Raw genomic sequence first — 20,899 nt, 5'->3', positions numbered from 1 at the left:
GGTCATCAACTCAAATGCGCTCAATCACCGCGGCGGTGCCCATCCCGGCCCCCACGCACAGTGTCACCAGCGCGGTCTGCTTGCCCGTACGCTCCAGCTCGTCGAGCACGGTGCCCAGGATCATCCCCCCGGTCGCGCCCAGCGGATGCCCCATGGCGATCGCCCCGCCATTCACGTTCATCTTCTCATGCGGGATGTTCAGGTGCTTCATCATCCGCAGGACAACACTGGCAAAAGCCTCGTTCAATTCGAACAGGTCGATATCCGCGACCGTCATGCCCAGCCTGTCGAACAGCTTCTGCGTCACCAGCGCCGGCCCCGTCAGCATGATCGCCGGCTCGGAACCGATGCTCGCCATGCCCCTGATCCGGGCACGCGGCTTGATGCCATATTTCGCGCCCATGTCGGCATTGCCGATCAGCACCGCGCTCGCGCCATCCACAATGCCGCTCGAATTGCCGGCATGATGGACATGGTTGATCCGCTCCACCTGCGGATATTTCATCAGCGCGATGGCATCGAACCCCGGCATCTGCTCGCCCATCATGGCAAAGCTTGGCCCCAGGCTGGCGAGCGACTGCATGTCGGTTGTCGGCCGCATGAACTCGTCATGCGCCAGAACCACTTCGCCGATCACATCCTTCACCGGCACGATCGAATTGGCAAAACGCTTTTCTTCCCAGGCCCTTGCCGCCCGGCGCTGCGACTCCACCGCATAGGCGTCCACATCGTCCCGGCTGAACCCGTCCAGCGTCGCGATCAGGTCGGCGCCGATTCCCTGCGGCACGAAGTAGCTTTTGAACGCCACGGCCGGGTCCATCGGCCAAGCGCCACCATCACTGCCCATCGGCACGCGAGACATGCTCTCCACGCCACCACCAATGGCGAACATCGCCTCGCCGGCGATCACCTTCGCCGCCGCGATGTTCACGGCCTCCAGCCCGCTCGCACAGAAGCGGTTCACCTGCACCCCCGCCGTCGTCTCGGCATAGTCGGCGTTCAGCACGGCGATCCGCGCGATGTCGCTCCCCTGCTCCCCCACCGGCGCCACACATCCCAGGATCACATCGTCCACGTCCGCCGTGTCGATACCCGTCCGGTCGCGGATCGCCTGCAATGTCTGCGTCGCCAGCTGGATCGGCGTGATCTCGTGCAGGGACCCGTCCTTCCGGCCCTTGCCTCGCGGTGTCCGCACGGCATCGTAAATCAGGGCTTCAGCCATCACTCTTCTCCCAAAATCGCGCTTTACCTATACGTAAAGCAAAAAGCCGCAAGCTGCGTTTAGTGTCAGAAAGCGTCGACCGGCATCGCCATCAGCGTGTCGGACCCGGCCCGGATCTTCGCCGCCAGCGCCGGCGCCTCCGGCAACGCCCGCTCGAAATAATGCTTCGCCGTCAGCAGTTTCGCCCGATACCAGCCGGCGTCGCCTGCGCCTGCGTCCAGCTCCTCATGCGCCGCCTTCGCCATCTGCAACCACAGCATGCCGAACACCACCAGCGCCATCAGGTCCAGATAGGCCGTCGCTCCCGCGCCGGCATGGTTCGGGTTCGCCAGCGCATTCTGCATCAGCCACAACGTGCTGCCCTGCAGCTCGTTCACCGTCGCTTCCAGCGCCGCGCCCATGTCCACCGTCCGCTCGTCCTGCATCGCGTCGGCGATCACGCCCGCCACCAGTGCCAGGAACGCCCGCATCCCGCGGCCGCCATTCTGCGCCAGCTTGCGCCCCACCAGGTCCATCGCCTGCACGCCGTTCGCGCCCTCATAGATCATGTTGATCCGGGCATCGCGCACGAACTGGCTCATGCCCCATTCCTCGACATAGCCATGCCCGCCGAACACCTGCTGGCAGTTGGTGGCATGGGCATAGCCCTTGTCGGTCAGATGCGCCTTGATCACGGGGGTCAGCAGGCTGATGATGTCGTCCGCCGCCTGCCGCTCCTCCTCGGTCGCGGCCTTGTGCACCAGGTCGGCCTGCATCGTGCCCCACAGCGTCAGCGCCCGCGCGCCCTCGTTGAACGCCTTGGCATCCAGCAGCATGCGCCGCACATCGGGGTGCACCATGATGCTGTCCGCCTTCGCCGCCGGGTTCGCCGGCCCGGTCAGCGCCCGGCCCTGGATGCGCTCCTTGGCATAGGCAACCGCGTTCTGATAGGCGATCTCGCTCTGCGCCAGCCCCTGCTGGCCCACGCCCAGCCGCGCGATGTTCATCATGATGAACATCGCCTTCAGCCCCTTCATCTCCTCGCCCACCAGCCAGCCGGTCGCGCCATCATAGTTCATCACGCAGGTCGCGTTCGCCCGGATGCCCATCTTGTGCTCCAAAGACCCGCATTGCAGCCTATTGCGCGCGCCCAGGCTGCCGTCCTCGTTCACCAGATATTTGGGCACAATGAACAGGCTGATGCCCTTCACAGTGTCCGGCGCATCCGGAGTCTTCGCCAGCACCAGATGGATGATGTTGTCCGCCAGGTCATGCTCGCCGCTGGAGATGAAAATCTTCGTGCCCGTGATGGCATAGCTGCCGTCGCCGTTCGGCACCGCCCGCGTCCGCAACAGGCCAAGGTCCGTGCCGCAATGCGGCTCGGTCAGGTTCATCGTCCCGGTCCACTCGCCGCTGGTCATCTTCGGCAGATACATCGCCTTCTGCGCCTCGCTGCCGGCCACCTCGATCGCCGCCGCGGCCCCGTGCGTCAGGCCGGGATACATGCTGAACGCCTGGTTGGCGCTGGTCAGATATTCGATGAAGGCGGTGCCCACCACCGCCGGCAGCCCCTGCCCGCCCCATTGCGGATCGGCCGACAGCGTCATCCAGCCGGCCTCCACCAGCGCCTTGTACGCCTCCTTGAACCCGTCGGGCGTCGTCACGCTGCCGTCGGCATGCCGCGTGCAGCCCTGCTGGTCGCCGATCTGGTTGGTCGGATGCACCACCCCCTCCGCGAACTTCGCTCCCTCCTCCAGGATCTGCTGCACCAGGTCGGGGGTTGCTTCCGCGAACCCCGGCAGGTTGGCGTGGCGCTCCAGCCCCACCAGATGCTTCATCACGAACAGCGTATCCTTCAGCGGCGCCTTGTAGCTCGCGGGCATGGTCAATCTCCCAATTGGGTTTCGATGTTGCCGACAAAATTCGAAAGTTCGGCGATGGTCATGTCGATATCGGCGCGCTGCGCCTCCAGCGCGGCGATCCGCTCCCGGCACTTCGCGATCGCGGCACGAAGCTGCGGCTCCCGCGCCTTGCCCGGCCGATAGAGGTCGAGCAGCTCATGGATCTCCGCCAGCGAGAACCCCACATTGCGACCGCGCAAAATCCAGGCCAGCCGCGCCCGGTCACCCCGGCTGTACAGCCGCTGCGTCCCCCGGCGCGCCGGCTTGATCAGCCCCTCGCCCTCATAGAAACGGATGGTGCGCGGCGTCACCGAAAACTCCGACGCCAGGTCGGAAATGGTGAACACCTCCTTCACCCGCGGCGCGACGGTCAATGCATCTCCCATGCCGTCAATCTAGTCGCACCTTACGTGCGCGTCAACTTCGCCGCGGCCCTCCTTCGTCCGGGCCTCAACGCTTCGTCGCTTTCGGCGCACCGCCCGCCAGCGTCTCCCCGAAATAATCCCCCGCCATCCAGCGCGTTCGCACCGGCGCATCCGCCAGCGCCCGCACCACCTGCCAGTTCACCTCGGCGAACTTCGCCGCCGCCCCCCAATCGATCGGCCGGTTCAGGTCATCGCTCGGCTGGTGATAATGCGTCTTCAGGAAATCGGCCCAGGCCGCCGCTCCCCCATTGGCGAACCCGGTGGCAAAGAACACCGACGGCACGCCCTTCTCGACAAAGGCATAATGGTCGGACCGGGTGAACAGCCCCTGCTCCGGCATCGGATCGGGCGACAGCACCAACCCCGCCGCCCGCGCCGCGCCTGCGATCAGCGGCCCCATCGTCGACCGCTCGGCCCCGAACGCCACCACGTCGGTGAAGGGATAGAGCAGCAGCGGCATGTCCAGATTGACCACCGCGGCGATGCCGCCGATCGGCACCGTCGGGTTCGCCGCGAAATAACGCGCGCCCAGCAGGCCGCGCTCCTCCGCCGTCACCGCCAGGAACAGCAGCGTCCGCTTGGGTGCCTCACCGCTGTCGCGGAACGCCCGCGCCACCTCCAGCATCGTCGCGATCCCCGCGGCATTGTCCAGCGCGCCGTTGTAGATGCCGTCGGGCTTCTTCCCCGCCCGCACGTCGATATGATCAAGATGCGCGCTCAACACCACCACCTCGTCGCGCAGCACCGGATCGCTCCCGGCAATCATCCCCACCACATTGGGGCTGTCCAGCCGCGTGAACCGGCTCTGCCGTTCCACCACTGCCCGGGTCTTCAGCGCAAAGCCCTTCGGCCGTCCGCCAACCCGGTCCGCTTCCGCCAGCACCGCCGCCAGCGGGCGCGGGGCGCCGGCGAACAGGGCCTCCGCCGCCACCGGGCTCACCAATGCGCCCACGCGGATTCTCGGCGCCATCTCATAGGGCCGGCCATCGGCCTGCACCCAACCAAAGCGCGGGCTGGCGGCGGTATCCACCAGCACCGCCCACGGCCGCACCGCCTGCCCTTCCAATGTGTTCACCGTGATGACGCCCACGGCGCCGCGCGCCATCGCCATCCTGCCCTTGGTCGCCCCCAGATGCGCCGCGATCTCGCTCTGCATGCCCTTGGGCGTGCCCGACAGCAGCACCACGATCTTGCCGCGCACGTCCAGCCCGCGATAATCGTCCAGCTTCATCGCCCGGTCCACCAGCCCGAACCCCGCGAACACCAGCGGCGCCGCCACCCGCTGCTCCGCCTCCACCAACGAGGGCGGCACGATCGCCTCGCTGCCGTTCGCCCAGCGCCTCGCGCCGTCCGGCCCCTCCACCGTCAGGCTCGATCCCGCCGGCCCCAGCCGCGCCACCAGCAGCGGCACCGGCTGGAACCAGCCCCGCTTGCCGTCCACCATCGCCCCGCCCGGCCGCAGCCCCAGCCCCGCCATCTGCGTAGCCACATAGGCGGCGGCGATCGCATGCCCCCGCGCGCCGGTATCGCGCCCCTCCAGCAGATCGTCCGCCAGAAAGCTGACATGCGCCTTGAACGCCTCCGGCGCGAACCGCGGCTCCGCCGCCGTCACAGCACTCCCCAGCAGCAACAGCGCCGCCACCACAGCCACCCGCATCATCTCAACCTCCCACCCACGCCGCCACCGCGACCGCCAGGGCACTCGCCACCCCCGTCGCCGCCGTTCCCCACAGCATGTCGATCACCGCCAGCCGCACCGTCCACACCCTTACCGTCACCAGGTTGGTCAGGTCATAGGTGGCATAGGCCACCAGCCCGAACGCCGCTCCCATCATGCCGGCGCCCTGCCAGTCCCCCAGCTGCGGACGCATCACGAACAGCGCCACCCCCGCCACATAGAGCGCATAGAAAACCGCCGCCGCGCCCATCCGGTACGGCCGCGCCATGATCGGCCCCAGCACCGGCTCGTACAACCGCTTCACCTGGGTGTTCAGCCACACGGCATCGAACAACCCGAACAGCAGCGCGAACGCCGCCACCGCCAACAACAGCTCCCCCATCAAACCCCCTTCGCCAGCGCGCGCATTGCGCCATTCTCATGCACGAACACGCCCGGCGCCGGCCCGGCCTGCCGCAGCAGCGCGACGATGGCATCCGCCAGCACCGCGGCGGGCAATGCACCATATTTTTCCAACGGCCCCTGCATCAGCGGGTTCAACCACGGCGCGACCGCCTGCGCCAGCCGTTCCCCCGGCCGCCGCTCGGCCCGCGGCCCCAGCAGCAGCCCCGGCCGCATCACATCCAGCCGCGCAAACCCCAGCGCGGCAACCGCCCGCTCCACCTCCCCCTTCACCCGCAGATAGAAGCCACCACCCCCCGCCCCGACCGAGGACACGAGCACGAACCGCCCCGCCCCCGCGGCTCGTGCCGCCCGCGCAAAGTTCAACACCGCCGTCTCGTCCACCGCCCGGAACGCCGCATCGCTGCCGGCCTTCGCCATCGTCGTCCCCAGCGCGCACACCGCAACTGCCAGCGCCGGCAGCTCAGGCACCACGCGCGTCAGGTCGACGACGATATCATCCCCCTCCCGCCGCCCCACCCGCAGCAGCTGCGGCAGGCGCGCCGCCACCAGCCCACCCGTCAGTCCCGAGGCCCCCGCCAGCGCGATCACGCCGGCACCAGCCCGTCACCATCCAGCCGCCGATAGAAACAGCTCGCCGCCCCGGTATGGCAGGCCGGCCCCTCCGGCGCGGCGATCAGCTGCACCGCGTCCTGGTCGCAGTCCACCCGTATCTCCCGCACGCGCAGGAAATGCCCGCTCGTCTCCCCCTTCACCCACAGTCGCTGCCGGCTGCGCGACCAGAAGGTGGCCAACCCCGTCTCCCGCGTTGCCGCGATCGCCGCCGCATCCATGTGCGCCACCATCAGCAGCGCACCCGTCCCGGCATGGGTCACCACCGCCGTCACCAGGCCGTTCGCGTCGAATTTCGGGTTGAATGGCTCCATATGACGTCTCTGTTACAAAAAAGCCGGGCGACAAAAGCCCGCGCCACGCCTATCTACGCTCCAACCATTCCAAAAAGCGAGCCTGCGATGCACCAGTCAACCGAGGGGTTCACCACCCACCCGTATGACGATGATCATCTCCACGAGGAATGCGGCGTCTTCGGCGTGTTCGGCGCCGCCCAGGCCTCCGCCATGGCCGCCCTCGGCCTGCACGCACTGCAACATCGCGGGCAGGAGGCCGCCGGCATCACCAGCTTCGACGGGCGCGAGTTCCACACCCACCGCGCCATGGGGCATGTGGCGGGCAATTTTGACCGGCCGGAGGTGATCGACGCGCTCCCCGGCCAGATCGCGCTCGGCCACAACCGCTACTCCACCACCGGCGAAACCGCGCTGCGCAACGTCCAGCCGCTCTACGCCGAACTCGCCAGCGGCGGCTTCGCCGTCGCCCACAACGGCAACCTCTCCAACGCCAGCCGCCTCCGCCGCGACCTCATCCGCCGCGGCAGCATCTTCCAGAGCACGTCGGACACCGAGACCATCATCCACCTGGTCGCCACCTCCAACTACCGCACGCTGCTCGACAAGTTCATCGACGCGCTGAAACAGGTGGAAGGCGCCTACAGTCTCATCGCCCTCACCCGCGAAGGGATGCTCGCCGTCCGCGACCCATTGGGCGTCCGCCCCCTGGTGCTGGGGAAACTCAACGAGGCCTGGATTCTCGCCTCCGAAACCGTCGCGCTCGATGTCGTCGGCGCCCAGTTCGTCCGCAGCCTCGACCCCGGCGAGCTCATCGTCATTACCGACAAGGGCCTGGTCAGCCATCGCCCCTTCGAACCGCAGCGTCCCCGCCCCTGCATCTTCGAGCAGGTCTATTTCTCCCGCCCCGACAGTTTCGACCATGGCGTCTCGGTCTATCAGACCCGCAAACGCATCGGCGCCGAGCTCGCCACCGAAGCCCCCGTCGAGGCCGACATGGTCGTCCCCGTCCCCGATTCGGGCACGCCGGCGGCCATCGGCTATGCCCAGGCCAGCGGCATCCCCTTCGAGCTCGGCATCATCCGCAGCCATTATGTCGGCCGCACCTTCATCCAGCCCGGCGACCAGATCCGCCACCTCGGCGTCAAGCTGAAACACAACGCCAACCGCGCCATGATCCAGGGCCAGCGCCTGGTCCTCATCGACGACAGCGTCGTGCGCGGCACCACCAGCGTCAAGATCGTGCAGATGCTGCGCGAAGCCGGCGCCCGCGAGGTCCACCTCCGCGTCGCCTCCCCCCCCACCCGCCACAGCTGCTTCTATGGCGTCGACACGCCGGAACGCTCGAAACTGCTCGCCGCGCAGATGACCATCGCCGAGATGCAGGATTATATCGGCGTCGACAGCCTCGCCTTCATCTCGATCGACGGGCTTTATCGTGCCACCGGCGAACCCGGCCGCAGCGCCAACGCCCCGCAATATTGCGACGCCTGCTTCACCGGCGACTACCCCACCCGCCTCACCGACCAGGAAGACGCCGACCTCCCCGACCAGCTCAGCCTCCTTGCCGAAAGAGTCGCCTGACACCCCTCCTGCCCGGCAAAGCCGAGAGCGGGAGGGGCGACTCGCCACAGGCGAGCGGGGGTGGGTGCCGCACCATTCCCGCCTATAACCCCACCCCCTCCACCACAGCCGCCGCCACTCGATCCATCGCCGCCACCACCGCCCCCCCCGTCAATGGCAAGCCCGTATCGCTCGCCACCCCCAGCGCCGGCTCCAGCATCAGCGTCGCCAGGCACGGCACGCCCAGCTCGGCTTCCAGCCCCGCCGTATCGCCGCCCCCGAACGGGTAAACCACCGCATCGCCCGCGCGCATCCCCGCCATATTCTCGATGAACCCCAGCACCGGCACCCCCAGTTGCCGGTACAGCGCCACCGCCCGCTTCGCATCCGCCAGCGCCATTGCCTGCGGCGTCGTCACCACCAGCACCCCATGCGGCTTCAGCTTCTGCGCCAGCGCCAGCGCGATATCGCCCGTCCCCGGCGGCAGGTCCACCACCAGCACATCCAGCAGCCCCCAGTCGGCGCTCTCCGCCATCTGCACCATGGCCCCCGCCGCCATCGGCCCGCGCCAGGCCACGGCCCGGTCCGGATCCGCCATCACCCCCATGCCCAGCATCACCACGCCATGTGCATGGATCGGCACCAGCCGTTTCTCCGCCGTCGCCCGCGCCCGCTCGCGCACCCCCAGCAGCATCTGCACGCTCGGCCCGTGGATGTCGGCGTCCAGCACCCCCACCTTCTGGCCACCGCGTGCCAGCGCCAGCGCCAGGTTGACCGCGATCGTCGATTTGCCCACGCCGCCCTTGCCGCTGCCCACCCCGATGATCCGCCGCACGCCGGGGATCACGCTGGGGGACCCCGCCTCCCCCCCCGGCGTCATATCGCCGCGCTCGCTTGTCCGGATCACCCGCACGCTGCTCACGCCCGGTACCGTGCGCAGCGCCACCTCCACCGCCGCCGCCAGTCGTTCAGCCGCCGCCCGGCCCAGCCCGTCCACCGCCAGCACCAGCCCTGCGGCCCCATCGCGCAGCGTCAATCCCGCCACACGCCCCGTCGCCAGCACGTCACCCGTCCCCGCCGGATCGGCCACCGCCGCCAGCGCGGCCTCCATCGCTTCCCGGCCCATCACCCCATCCTTTTCGCAGCGGAAAACCGCCCTCGCATATTCCCGAAGACCCCCCTATATCCGCCACACCAACCGCGACAAGTTCGGGAACCCTGAATGCCCTGGCAGAACAACGAGGACGGCAAGAAGAAAAACCCCTGGGGCGCCAACGGCGGCAGTTCCGGCGGGGATGGCCCGAAAACCCCGTGGGGCGGCGGTAACAAGCCCGCCGATTTCGACGATTTCATCCGCCGCAGCCAGGAAAAGCTGCGCGGCCTCGGCTCGGGCTCCGGCGGCGGCGGCAACCGCGGCGGTGGTGGCGCGCCGGCGCTTCCCAACCTGCCCTGGGGCCTGATCGCCGGCGGCGCCATCCTCGCTGTCATCGCCTTTACCTCCGCCTATCAGGTCGGCGCCGGCGAACGCGCCGTCATCACCCGCTTCGGCCAGTTCAGCAGCGTCCAGGGCCCCGGCTTCCACTTCAAGCTGCCTGCCCCCATCGACCAAGTGGAAAAGGTCAAGTTCGAGGACATCCGCACGATGGACATCGGCACCGGGGAAGGCGACGCCGAGAATCTGATGCTCACCGGTGACCAGAACATCATCGACATCGCCTATTCCGTCCGCTGGCGCATCAAGAACGCCGAACAGTTCGTGTTCGAGCTGAAGGAGCAGGAACAAACCATTCAGGAAGTTGCCGAAAGCGCCATGCGTGCTGAGATCGGCCGTTCCAGCCTGAATGCCGCCATTGGTCCCCAGCGTGCCCAGATCGCCGAACAGGTCCGCGAGCGCATGCAGGAGCTGCTGGACAGCTACCGCGCCGGCGTCATGGTCCAGGGTGTCGACATCAAGCAGGCCGACCCGCCCGCCGCCGTCGACGAAGCCTTCAAGGATGTCAGCGCCGCCCAGCAGGACGCGCAGCAGTTCATGAACCAGGCCCGCGCCTATGCCCAGCAGATCCGCGCCCGCGCCACCGGTGAAGCCGCCGCCTTCGACGCCGTCTATACCCAGTATCGCCTGGCACCGGAGGTGACCCGCAAGCGCATGTATCTGGAAACCATGGAATCCGTGCTCAGCAAGGTCGACAAGACCGTGGTCGAAGCCGGCAATGTCCAGACCTACCTGCCGCTGCCCGAGGTCCGCCGCCGGCAACAGGCCAACGCCACCCCGCCCGCAGAACCAGCCCGTCCCGGAGCCCGGCCATGACCCTCGCCCGCAACCTCTGGCTCGTCGCCGGCGGCCTCGTCCTCCTGCTCATCCTCGCCTCGCTGATGGTGGTGCGCGTCAACGAGACGCAGCAGGCGATCATCCTCCAGCTTGGCCGGCCGGTCTCGACCGTCAACACCTATTCGCCGAACGAGCGCTTCGGCGAAACCGGCGCCGGCCTGGTGCTGAAGCTTCCCTTCATCCAGAATGTCATCATGGTCGACAAGCGCGTGCTCGACCTCGACATGCCGCAGCAGACGGTGCTCTCCACCGACCAGTTGCGGCTTGTCGTCGACGCCTTCGCCCGCTTCCGCATCGTCGATCCGCTGCGCATGTACCAGACCGTCCGCACCGAGGATCGCGTCGCCGAGGAACTGGCCCGCATCCTGTCCTCGCGCCTCCGCAACGAACTCGGCCGCCAGCCCTTTGCCGCCATGCTTTCGCCCGAACGCGGCGAGCTGATGGAGGATATCCAGCGGAGCGTGAACCGGACCGCGCGCAACTATGGCGCCGAGATCGTGGATGTCCGCATCAAGCGCGCCGACCTCCCCACCGGCACGCCCCTGGAAGCCGCCTATGAACGCATGCGCACCGCCCGCCAGCAGGAGGCGCTGACCATCCGCGCCCAGGGCGCCAAGGATGCGCAGATCATCCGCGCCAATGCGGACGCGGAAGCCGCAAAAATCTATGCCGACAGCTTCGGCAAGGATCCGGAATTCTACGCCTTCTATCGCGCCATGCAGGCCTATCGGCAGACCTTCGCGGATGGCAACGCCGCGGTCGTGCTGTCGCCCGGCAACGAGTTCCTGCGCGAATTCGAAGGCCGTCGCACACGCTGAACGCGAATGAACGTCGGGCAACCCCGTCATTCACAGCGCGTTCAAGCGTGGCAGGCTTTCGCTGACCCGCCCACCAACGGAGAGTCTGACACGTGACCAGCCTGAAAGCCGCCCTGCTCCTCACCGCCGCACTCGCCGGCGCCCCCGTGCTTTCCCAGGCCGCGCCGCAAAACCCGCCCGGCGCCCCCGCCGCTGCCCCGCCGCTCGGCGCGCCCTCCAGCTTCGCCGACCTCACCACGCGGCTGCAGCCCGCGGTCGTCAACATCAGCACCACGCAGAAGGTGGAGGTGGGCCGCCTCCCCCGCTTCGGCGCACCGGGTACCACCAACCCGCTGGAGGAGCTGTTCCGCCGCTTCCAGGAACAGCAGGGCGATGACGGCCAACCCGTCACGCGGGAGGCGACCTCGCTCGGCTCCGGCTTCATCATCTCGGCCGATGGCTATGTCGTCACCAACAACCACGTCATCTCCGGCCGCGACGGCCAGAATCTCGTTGACACCATCACCGTCACGCTCGCCGACCGCCGCGAATATGTGGCGAAGGTCATCGGCCGAGACAGCCTCTCCGACCTCGCCCTCCTCAAGATCGACGGCAAGGACCTGCCCTTCGTCCGCTTCGGCAACAGCATGGGCACCCGCGTCGGCGACTGGGCGATCGCCATCGGCAACCCCTTCGGTCTCGGCGGCACCGTCACCGCCGGCATCGTCTCGGCACTGCACCGCAACATTACCGGCGGCGGCGCCTATGACCGCTACATCCAGACCGACGCCAGCATCAACCAGGGCAACAGCGGCGGTCCGCTGTTCGACCTCAACGGCAATGTCATCGGCATCAACACCGCCATCTTCTCGCCCACCGGCGGCAACGTCGGCCTCGGCTTCGCCATCCCCGCCGAACTCGCCAAACCCGTGATCGACCAGCTGCAACGCGGCGGCAAGGTGCGGCGCGGCTATCTCGGCGTGCAGATCCAGCCGCTTTCCGCCGACATCGCCTCCTCCCTGGGCCTGCCCAAGGACCGTGGCGAGATCGTCGCCGGCGTCGAGCCCAAGGGCCCCGCCAGCCTCGCCGGCGTCCGGGAGGGCGACGTCATCGTCAAGGTCGGCGGCAGCGACGTCACCATCGACAACACGCTGTCCTTCATCGTCGCCAACACCCCCATCGGCACGAAGGTGCCGGTCGAGCTGATCCGCGACGGCAAGCGCCAGACGATCACCGCCACCATCGCCGAACGCCCGTCGGACGCCGTCCTCCTCGGCCAGGCAACGCCGGAGGCCGACGACGACAGCGACACCACCAAACCCAGCCCCGGTGCGGAGGCCGCCCGCCAGTCGCTCGGCATTACCCTCCAGGCGCTGACCCCTGATATCCGCCAGCAGCTCCGCCTGCCCGACACCGTGCGCGGCGTGGTCATCGCCCGCGTCAACCCCGCCTCGGACGCCGCCGCCGAGGGGCTGCAACGCGGCGACATCATCCTCTCCATCGGCCAGCGCCCCACCACCACGCCCGCCGAAGCGGCCGCGGCCGTCGACGCCGCCCGCAAAGCCGGCCGCGACACCGTCCTCCTCCGCGTCCAACGCGGCACCAACCCGGCAAGATTCGTCGGCATCAAGCTCATGGGCCGCTGACACACCCCTCCCGCCCGGCGAGCCGAAGGCGACCGACGGTCAACCCGAGATCGGGGAGCCAAAGACGACGCGAAGCGTCAGCGGTGACTCGCATCAGCCGAGCGGAAGGCAACGCCACACCCCTCCTGCCCCGCGAAGCGGAGAGCGGGAGGGGCGACTCGCGCTTTAGCGCGGCGGGGGTGGGTGCATCTAACCACCCTCAACGCCGCGAAGCAGGACCCCCCAAGTCCCTCCCCCGCTTGCTGGGGAGAGGTGTCGGCGCAGCCGACGGAGGGGGCTCTCCCCAGCCCCAATCAATAACCCGCCGGAAACCCCTCCGGCACACCCTTCGGACATAGCGCCCTCAGTTCCGCCGACTTCCGCGCCAGCGCAATGAACCGCTCCTTCTGTGCAGGCGTCACGCTGCTTGCAGCCATGAACCCGATATCCGCCCACTCGCTTTCCGCCGTCCGACCCGAACAATCCGCCGAGGGCTTCAACAACCCCAGCGCCTTCACCGCCCGCGCTTCATCCCCCATCGCGATCAGATCGAGGATCAATCCGACCGCTTCGCGCCCCGACTCATCATAAACGCGCATCTTTGCAGTCAAAGCCTCAGCTTCTGCCGTCTCCCCCTGCCCCGTCTGCCACATTCGCTGCAATTCGGCTTTCATCGCCGCCACACTGCCTGGCCCGGACGCCGGCGGCGGCTGCCGCATCGCGCGCACCAGTTCGATCGCCCGATCCGGCTCGCCATCCAGCAGCGCAATCGACGGCCCGGCCAGCCAAGGGTCCATGCTCGCCCTGACCCGCGCGCTGGCCATCGGCAGCGATTGCCTCAGCGCCGCCAACGCGATCCGCGCCTGCGGCCGCGCCCGATTCATGCTCAGCGCCACCGCCAGCCCGTAAATCTCCACCTGCGTATCCCGCGGCGGCAACACCTTCGCCACAGCCATCATCACCTCAAAGGAAGGATAGTCCGGCGAGACGATCCCCGGCAGATCATCGATCCGCGTGCAATCCCGCGCCTCCCGCTCCCGTTTCACCAGCGCCGCCTCCGCCACCCCCTCCGGCGGCCCCAGCATCATGAGCGCAACGCAAAGAGCGTTCCGCTGCATTCTTTCCGTCAGGATGTTCTGAAACCATTTGTTGATCGACGCGTCGCCAAAATCGACCGGAGCAGCCTGCTGGCGTTCCTCCGGCACCCGTTGACACCCCGCCGCCAACAGCGCCAGCATCACCCAAACCACCCATCTCTGCATGCCTCCACTCTACCGCAATCCCTCCACCTCCGTCCACGCCGCCGGGCCTTCCTTCCCAGCGGAGGACGTCTCCGCGTCCGTGAGACCAATGACAAAGCATGCCCCTCCCCCGCTGGCGGGGGAGGTGTCAGCCGCATGCTGACGGAGGGGCCACCCCTCCCTAAAAGGATCTGCGCACCAACGCCGGAAGCCGTCCGTCCGCGCCACCCTCATGAAATCACTGACATAAATCCCCTGTAAAACCCGCAGAGCGCAAAAGGGCATCCCGTCGAAAGGAATGCCAATGCGCCGCACACCCCTCCTTCTCCTGCTGGCCCTCAGCGCCCCCGCCCTGGCGGCGTCGCTCGATCCCGTGCGTCTCATCGCCGATCTCAAGCAAGGCAAAACCGCCATCATTGATCAACCTACCCCCGCTCAGATTGCGGTAATCCGCACGGGCATCGCATCCGGCAGCGCGGACTGGCTGACCTTCGCCGCCGTCGCCCATCCGCTGACGGGCAATTCGTCCGTCGCCGAGGATATCCTTAGCGGCCTGTCGCGGGCCATCCTCCGCAACCCCGCGGGTGTCCTCCGGTTGCTGCAAGGCGACCGCGCCCTGCCGCTGGCGATGGTCTGCATCGATCCGGCGATCGAGCCATCGGCAACCGAAGACCGGCGTTTTCGCGACTCAGCCGCCAGGGCCCTGCGCTCGGTCAAAGCGCCCAACCTCGCCGCAACCCGTGACGCCTGCCTCGCCGCGCTGACCGGCAAACCTGCCCCGGACAATCCCCGCTGATCCCACCCCTTTCCCGCCCCATCCCCATCCGCTAACCCTCTTCCACCAAGCGAGAGGGAAGCAGCATGGGCGACAGCATCTTCATCGGCAAAGGCGAGCAGAACCCGCAGAACCTCGTCCTGAAACGCGGCAACCGCCATGGCCTGATCGCCGGCGCCACCGGCACCGGCAAGACTGTCACTTTGCAATCCCTGGCCGAGGGCTTCAGCCGCGCCGGCACCGCCGTCTTCATGGCGGACGTGAAGGGCGACCTCGCCGGCATGGCCATGCCCGGCTCCCCCACCGACAAAGCCCATCCGATCGTCACCGCCCGCGCCGCCGAGATCGGCCTCACCGATTTCGCCTATGCCGACAACCCCGTCGTCTTCTGGGACCTGTTCGGCGAGCAGGGCCACCCCATCCGCGCCACCATCTCCGAAATGGGCCCGCTCCTCCTCGCGCGCCTGATGGGCCTCAACGAAACCCAGGAAGGCGTCCTCACCGTTGCCTTCCGCTTCGCGGACGACCAGAACCTCCTCCTCCTCGACCTCAAAGACCTTCAGAGCATGCTCACCCACTGCGCTGAAAATGCAGGCGAACTGTCGAAGAAATATGGCAACATCACCACGGCTACCGTCGGCACCATCCAGCGCCAGTTGCTGCAACTCGAATCGCAGGGCGGCGCCCATTTCTTCGCCGAACCCGCGCTCGACATCGCCGACCTGATCGCCGTCGACGACCAGGGCCGAGGCCAGGTCAACATCCTCGCGGCGGACAAGCTCATGGCCTCCCCACGCCTCTACGCCACCTTCCTGCTCTGGCTGCTCTCCGAACTGTTCGAGACCCTCCCCGAAATCGGCGACCCCGACAAACCGAAACTTGTCTTCTTCTTCGACGAAGCGCATCTGCTGTTCGATGAAGCTCCCAAAGCCCTCATCGACAAGATCGAACAGGTCGTCCGCCTCATCCGCTCCAAGGGCTGCGGTGTCTATTTCATCACCCAGAACCCCATCGACGTGCCGGAGGACGTCGCCGCCCAGCTGGGCAACCGCGTCCAGCACGCGCTGCGCGCCTTCACGCCCCGTGATGCGAAAGCCGTCGCCAGCGCCGCCCAGACCTTCCGCGCCAACCCCAACGTCGATGTCGCGAAGGCCATCACCGAGCTGAAAACCGGCGAAGCCCTCGTCAGCCTGCTCCAGACCGATGGCTCCCCCTCCCCCGTCGAACGCACCCTTATCCGCCCGCCCTGCAGCCGCCTCGGGCCGCTCGCCCCCAACGAGCGCAAGATCATCCTCACTACCAGCCCCGTCGCCGGCAAATATGAAACCACGGTGGACCGCGAATCCGCCTACGAGGTGCTCGCCGCCAAGGCCGACGCCGCCGCCCAGGCGAAGGCCGCCGCCGACGCGGCAGACGCCGCCCGGAAACAGGCCGAAGCCGCCGCGAAAGCCCAAGCCGCCGCCGAAAAAACCGCCGCCGCCCAGGCCCGCGCAGAGGCCCGCGCCCCCGCCAGCACCACCGAAAAGATGATCCAGTCCGCGGCACGCTCCGCCGCCAGCAGCATCGGCCGCCAGCTCGCCGGCTCGCTGGGCAAACAACTCGTCCGCGGCCTCCTCGGCAGCCTCTTCAAACGCTAACCCACCCCTCCCCTTCAGGGGAGGGGCGACTCGCGCAGCGAGCGGGGTGAGGGTGGGGCCGCGCAAGCACACTACTCTCACCTCCACCCCATCCGCACGGTCCTGAACATCAAAGCACAGCAAATCGACGTTCGCAGCCCGGCCTGGACGATTTATCGAACAGTCACCGGCACCCCGCCACGCCGGCTCCCCCATCCGCCACCGCATTGCCGCATACCGCGCTGCCTTCCGCGCGGATCACCACCTTGAACCGCGCCCCATCCGCCCGCGCCAGCGTGTTGCCGCTGATCCGGCAATCCACGCACCCCGGCATGGTGATGCCGTGCGGCGTGCTCACCCGGATCACGTTGCGCTCGATTACCACATTGGTCGGCGGCGGATCGTTGCGCGGGCCGAAATTGCCGATCCCCTGCACCGGGCCGCTGATGCTGTTCCCTGTAAAGACATAGTTGCTGCCACCGCCCCAGGTCTGGATCGCGTCCGGATGGTCGCCATCGGTCCAGGCCCCACCCGCCGCCACGCAGTCCCGCCGCGACATCCCCGGCGTCACCTGGCCCGGCAGCGCGCACTGTGTCGGGTTGGGCCGGAAATCCGCGAACACGCTGTCGCGCACCGTCACATCGCTACTCGCCACGATGTTCATCCCGTCGGACCGCAGCCCGGAAAAGCGCGCATTGGCAAAGGCGATCCGCCGCGACCGGTCCACCACCGCGCCGCGCATCGCGTCTGTCATCCGCACCCCGTCGAACGAGATGTCGCGGCTGTCGCGCACCAGCAGCGCATAGCCCGCCGGTCCCTTCGCGCCCACGCCGCCCGGCGCCGACAGGCTGCCCCCCAGCCAGCGCACCCCGCCCGACCGCACCAGGCTCAACCCCCGCACCTCCGCGCCGCGCGCATCGATCGTCACAGGCGCCGCTTTGATCACGTCGGTAATGGCAATACCGCCGCACGGCCCGCGCAGCACCAGCGTCTCCCCCGCCCCCGCCGCCGCCAGCGCCGCCACCACCGTTGCACAGGTCACGATCATGTCATCACCTTTCCCCGCCGCGCTGCCAGCTTGGCGCGCGCCAAGCTGAACCGGCTCTGACCGTCCGCGCTACCGCGTCAGCCCATAGCCTTCGAACCGCTCCTTCACCTTCGGATCGCGCTTGATCGCCGCCGCCGCATCGGCATCGGATTTCGCCCGCTCGCCCTTCCGGGCCCACGCCACCGCCCGGCCATAGAGTGATTCCGCCTGATCGGGCTCCTGCGCCAGCGCCTTGCCATAGTCGGCAATCGCCTCGTCCAGCCGGCCCAGCCGCAGCAGCACCATCCCCCGGCTGTCCAGGAACCCCGCGATTCCCGGCGCCAGCTTCAGCGCCCGGTCGCATTCCTCCAGCGCCATGGCCAGCGCCACACCCGCAGTGGCCTTCTCCCAGCACAGATTGTTCAACTCGGTCGCGTCGGTCGTCTTCGCCGAGACCGCGGCGAAATCCTTCGTCGCCCGCGCCATGTCCCCCTTCTTCGCCAGCAGCAGCCCTCTGACTGTCAGCAGCCCCCGGTCGTCCGGAGAGGTCTTCAATGCCGCATCCAGCGTCGCCAGCGCGCCCGGTATGTCACCAGCGTCCGCCTGCGTTTCGGCCTTTGCCGCCAGTGCCGACGTGTAGCCAGGATTCAGCTTCAGCGCCGCGTCCAGATCGGCGAGCTTCCGCGCTTTTTCCGAGGGCAACCACCGCGCGCTCCGCGCCAGATAGAAATAAGGGTCGGGCCTGATTGCAATGGCCCGGTCGAACGCTTTCATTGCCTCCTCCCGCCGGTCGAACGCCGCCAGGATGCTGCCCGCCACCGCATGGGCATAGGCGTCCTCGGGATTGGCCGCCATCAGCGCGGTCGCCTCCGCGATCGCCGCCTCGGTCTTGCCCTGCCGGCGCAGGATATTTGCCCGCAGCAGATAGAGATCGGACCAGCGCGGCGACAGCTTGATCGCTTGAGCGGCATCGGACAGCGCCGCATCAGTCTTCCCCAACGCCTGCTGGGCATAGGCCCGCCGTCCCAGGGCAAAGGAGTTGTTCGGCTTTAGCTCAAGCGCACGGCTATAGGCCGCGACCGCGTCGGCTGGCTTGCCCTCAAAATCCGCCATCACCCCGCGCGCGTGGAAGATACGGGGAACATCGGGTTTCAACGCCGCCGCCGCGTCCAGATCCTTGCGCGCGCCGGCAAAATCCCGCTTCCAGACCTTTGCCAGCCCCCGTGCCGCCAGCACCTCAGCGCTGTTCGGCTGCATCGTGACGGCACGCTCGAAATCGGCCAGCGCATCGTCGAACCGTTCGGCATCAAGCAGGCTGCCGCCCCGTTCCAGCAGCGCCTCCACCGTCGTCGGCTGCTCGGCCATCGCCAGCTTCAGTTCGGCGTCCGTCAACCGATAACTGTTCGGCCGCCGCAGATAGAGCGTCTCCTTCGCCAGCGCCCGCAGCCTCTCCTCCGCCGCGGGCGCCTCAGCCGCCGGAAACTCCGGCGCGATGGTCCGCTCGCTGCGCACCACCGTGAAGGTGCTGCCCTCCATAAAGGCCGTCCGTCGATACTCCCGCCCAGCAACCGTTTCGGAAATATCGTTTTTCCCGTCCGCCTTCATCGCAGGGAACCCCGGCGGCAGCAGGATCGTCTGCGTCAGCTGCTCATAAACCGGATAGCCCACCGCGAACGGCGCATCCCTGTCCGGCCCCGGCTCGCGCCTGAAATCCGCCTTGTACCCCACCCCCGTCCCGTCGGTCTCATACCATCCGGAACTCCAGTCCATCCGCGCCAGCCCCTCCATCCGCAGCCGATGCTCGCCGGTCGCCGCGTCGAATGACTGGCTCATCGATTTCACCTCGATGAAATCATAGCTCCGCTTCCAGTAATCGCGCATCCATTGGTCGCGGGCCGCCTCGGTCACCGCGGCAAAGCCCAGCTTGGCGCCTATCGCATCGTCGCCGCGGGTCAGCACCTCGATGGTCGTCGGTGCCGGCACCGCCAGCCCGGCGCGCGCGTCCATGCGGATCGTCGTCACCTCGTCCGGCACCGTCAGCGGCGGCGGCACCATCCGCACCAACGTCGCCCCGCGCTCCACCAGCGGCAGCCCCCAGCGGAAATAGGGCACCCGCAGCCGCGCCAGGCTGCCGTCGCCCTGCCGCGTACCGTCCATCCAATAGCTTCTGTCGCCGATGGTCGCCCGCACCAGCACATGGTTGAACAGCCCGATCATCGGCAGCCGCGCATCGATGCCGTCCCCCGTCGCCACATTCACCGCCACCGGCTCCGCCGTGATCCCCAGCGCCTGCAACAGCCCGATCAGCAACACCGTCTTGCCCTTGCAATCACCATAGCGGCGCGACCAGGTCACCTCCGCATCGGCAGGCACCAGCCCGCCCTGCCCCATCGCCAGCGCCACATAGCGGATGCGATCCTGCACCAGCGCCAGCGCCGCTTCCGCGCGCTTCACGGGATCGGGGGACAGCTGCCGGATGCGCTCCACCTCCTTCATCAGCGCGCCATCCGCCGGCAGCGCCGCCGCCTTGCGGTACAGCGGCGCCAGCAAGGCCGCCGGTTCCGCCCAGCTGGCGAAATCCGTCAACTCGATCTGCCGGCCATAACGATAGCGCAGCGGCGCGCCTTTCGGTGGCTGCTCCGGCATCAGCCCGTCGAGCGTCAGCGCCACCACCGTCCGGCCGTTCGCCGTTGCCGGCTTCAGCGGCGGCAGCGCGCCGTCCTGCCGCAACCGCACCTTCAACGCCGCCGGCCATTGCGCGCGGAAATGCGCCCGGCCGACCGGCAGGCCGTTCCAGTCCGCCACGACCGCCTCCACCCGCCCGCCCAGCACCGGGTCGCTCGACACGACCGTCGCCGCCAGCTCCAGCACATCCCCCACCTGCAACCCCTCGGGCTGGATGTTGGCAGTCAGCACGCCGTCCAGCACGGCATTCTCCAGATTCTGCTCGCGCCGGATCACCGTGAAGCGCTGATCCGCCAGCACGTCGATCACCTTGTCACCCCGGCGGATCACCAGCCGATGCACGGTCAGCACATCGGTCTCCGGTCGCCACGGCAGGGAGATATTGCCCGCCGCCAGCCCCTGCGGCGTGTTGATCCGCATGGCCAGCCCGGTATGGCTGCTGACCTTGCCACGCTCCAGCAACAGCTGGCGGTCGGCCAGCAACAACTCGATCGGCGCGGCGCGCTGCTTCTCGTCCGATGCCGGCACCACCACCGGCACCACCCAGGCCGGCGCCGGCGCGATCTGCACCTGCTCCGCCGCCCGCGCCTGCTGTCCGCAAGCCAGCGCCACCGCCACCAGCCCCAGCCCCGTCCGCATCCCCAACTCCATCCGAACCGGCTCCCGGCGCGAAACACCCGCGCCCGGCGAAGCTTAAATCCCCTTGCCGCGATGACAAGCAACTATCGT

The 20,899-nt window shown here is 68.1% G+C and carries 17 protein-coding genes; 6 read left to right on the top strand and 11 right to left on the bottom strand.

Annotation, left to right across the window (positions count from 1 at the left end; translation table 11 throughout):
• Nucleotides 1-10 precede the first annotated feature (10 nt).
• The 7 genes from H3309_RS07335 to hisI form a co-directional block, all read right to left on the bottom strand.
• Nucleotides 11-1,222: an acetyl-CoA C-acetyltransferase gene (locus H3309_RS07335; RefSeq protein WP_182298106.1), complete on the bottom strand. Its 1,212-nt coding sequence runs from the start codon at nucleotides 1,220-1,222 to the stop codon at nucleotides 11-13.
• Between the two features lie 65 nt (nucleotides 1,223-1,287).
• Nucleotides 1,288-3,084, bottom strand: a complete 1,797-nt coding sequence (locus H3309_RS07330) for an acyl-CoA dehydrogenase C-terminal domain-containing protein (protein WP_182298105.1) — start codon at nucleotides 3,082-3,084, stop codon at nucleotides 1,288-1,290.
• A gap of 2 nt (nucleotides 3,085-3,086) precedes the next feature.
• Nucleotides 3,087-3,488: a MerR family transcriptional regulator gene (locus tag H3309_RS07325; protein WP_182298104.1), complete on the bottom strand. Its 402-nt coding sequence runs from the start codon at nucleotides 3,486-3,488 to the stop codon at nucleotides 3,087-3,089.
• A gap of 64 nt (nucleotides 3,489-3,552) precedes the next feature.
• Entirely contained in the window at nucleotides 3,553-5,187 is a 1,635-nt protein-coding gene (locus tag H3309_RS07320; protein WP_182298103.1) for a M28 family metallopeptidase, read from the bottom strand.
• Nucleotide 5,188: 1 nt separating this feature from the next.
• A complete protein-coding gene (locus tag H3309_RS07315) occupies nucleotides 5,189-5,587 on the bottom strand; it encodes a DUF2177 family protein (RefSeq protein WP_182298102.1) in 399 nt (132 codons plus the stop codon).
• On the bottom strand, nucleotides 5,587-6,198 hold the full coding sequence (locus tag H3309_RS07310) for a Rossmann-fold NAD(P)-binding domain-containing protein (protein ID WP_182298101.1): 612 nt from the start codon (nucleotides 6,196-6,198) through the stop codon (nucleotides 5,587-5,589). Before H3309_RS07310 ends, H3309_RS07315 begins: the two co-directional genes overlap by 1 nt.
• Complete coding sequence (hisI, locus tag H3309_RS07305; RefSeq protein ID WP_182298100.1) at nucleotides 6,195-6,533, bottom strand: phosphoribosyl-AMP cyclohydrolase; 339 nt, start codon at nucleotides 6,531-6,533, stop codon at nucleotides 6,195-6,197. The genes H3309_RS07310 and hisI overlap by 4 nt, the downstream gene beginning before the upstream one ends.
• Before the next feature lie 87 nt (nucleotides 6,534-6,620).
• On the opposite strand from hisI, the gene purF reads away from it, so the two are divergent.
• Nucleotides 6,621-8,096 carry an amidophosphoribosyltransferase gene (gene purF, locus H3309_RS07300; protein WP_182298099.1) on the top strand — a complete coding sequence of 492 codons (1,476 nt, stop codon included), beginning with the start codon at nucleotides 6,621-6,623 and terminating at the stop codon, nucleotides 8,094-8,096.
• Between the two features lie 82 nt (nucleotides 8,097-8,178).
• Here purF and H3309_RS07295 read toward each other — a convergent pair whose 3' ends face one another.
• Entirely contained in the window at nucleotides 8,179-9,201 is a 1,023-nt protein-coding gene (locus H3309_RS07295; RefSeq protein ID WP_182298098.1) for a P-loop NTPase, read from the bottom strand.
• Between the two features lie 96 nt (nucleotides 9,202-9,297).
• On the opposite strand from H3309_RS07295, the gene hflK reads away from it, so the two are divergent.
• The 3 genes from hflK to H3309_RS07280 all read left to right on the top strand — a co-directional run bounded on the left by hflK (nucleotide 9,298) and on the right by H3309_RS07280 (nucleotide 12,847).
• Nucleotides 9,298-10,383 (top strand): FtsH protease activity modulator HflK, encoded by a 1,086-nt coding sequence (gene hflK, locus H3309_RS07290; protein ID WP_182298097.1) that lies wholly within the window; start codon nucleotides 9,298-9,300, stop codon nucleotides 10,381-10,383.
• A complete protein-coding gene (gene hflC / locus H3309_RS07285; protein WP_182298096.1) occupies nucleotides 10,380-11,222 on the top strand; it encodes a protease modulator HflC in 843 nt (280 codons plus the stop codon). The genes hflK and hflC overlap by 4 nt, the downstream gene beginning before the upstream one ends.
• Nucleotides 11,223-11,323: 101 nt before the next feature.
• Nucleotides 11,324-12,847 (top strand): Do family serine endopeptidase, encoded by a 1,524-nt coding sequence (locus tag H3309_RS07280; protein WP_398400265.1) that lies wholly within the window; start codon nucleotides 11,324-11,326, stop codon nucleotides 12,845-12,847.
• A 293-nt stretch (nucleotides 12,848-13,140) separates the two neighbouring features.
• On the opposite strand, the gene H3309_RS07275 is transcribed toward H3309_RS07280, so the two are convergent.
• Nucleotides 13,141-14,088, bottom strand: coding sequence for a hypothetical protein (locus H3309_RS07275; protein WP_182298094.1), 948 nt, complete (start codon nucleotides 14,086-14,088; stop codon nucleotides 13,141-13,143).
• Between the two features lie 283 nt (nucleotides 14,089-14,371).
• Between H3309_RS07275 and H3309_RS07270 the strand changes: the two genes are divergently transcribed.
• Together H3309_RS07270 and H3309_RS07265 are read left to right on the top strand one after the other, a co-directional pair.
• Nucleotides 14,372-14,863 (top strand): hypothetical protein, encoded by a 492-nt coding sequence (locus H3309_RS07270; protein WP_182298093.1) that lies wholly within the window; start codon nucleotides 14,372-14,374, stop codon nucleotides 14,861-14,863.
• A 65-nt stretch (nucleotides 14,864-14,928) separates the two neighbouring features.
• Nucleotides 14,929-16,479, top strand: coding sequence for a helicase HerA-like domain-containing protein (locus tag H3309_RS07265; RefSeq protein ID WP_182298091.1), 1,551 nt, complete (start codon nucleotides 14,929-14,931; stop codon nucleotides 16,477-16,479).
• A 163-nt stretch (nucleotides 16,480-16,642) separates the two neighbouring features.
• On the opposite strand, the gene H3309_RS07260 is transcribed toward H3309_RS07265, so the two are convergent.
• Complete coding sequence (locus tag H3309_RS07260) at nucleotides 16,643-17,506, bottom strand: right-handed parallel beta-helix repeat-containing protein (protein WP_182298089.1); 864 nt, start codon at nucleotides 17,504-17,506, stop codon at nucleotides 16,643-16,645.
• Between the two features lie 69 nt (nucleotides 17,507-17,575).
• The gene (locus H3309_RS07255) at nucleotides 17,576-20,809 is read right to left on the bottom strand and encodes a tetratricopeptide repeat protein (protein ID WP_182298088.1); all 3,234 of its coding nucleotides are present in this window, start codon (nucleotides 20,807-20,809) and stop codon (nucleotides 17,576-17,578) included.
• Nucleotides 20,810-20,899 lie beyond the last annotated feature (90 nt).

The organism is Sandaracinobacteroides saxicola, assembly GCF_014117445.1.
Classification (GTDB): Bacteria; Pseudomonadota; Alphaproteobacteria; order Sphingomonadales; family Sphingomonadaceae; genus Sandaracinobacteroides_A; species Sandaracinobacteroides_A saxicola.
The sequence above is the reverse complement of the archived record's forward strand: the minus strand, read 5'-3'. Positions and strand labels throughout refer to the sequence as shown.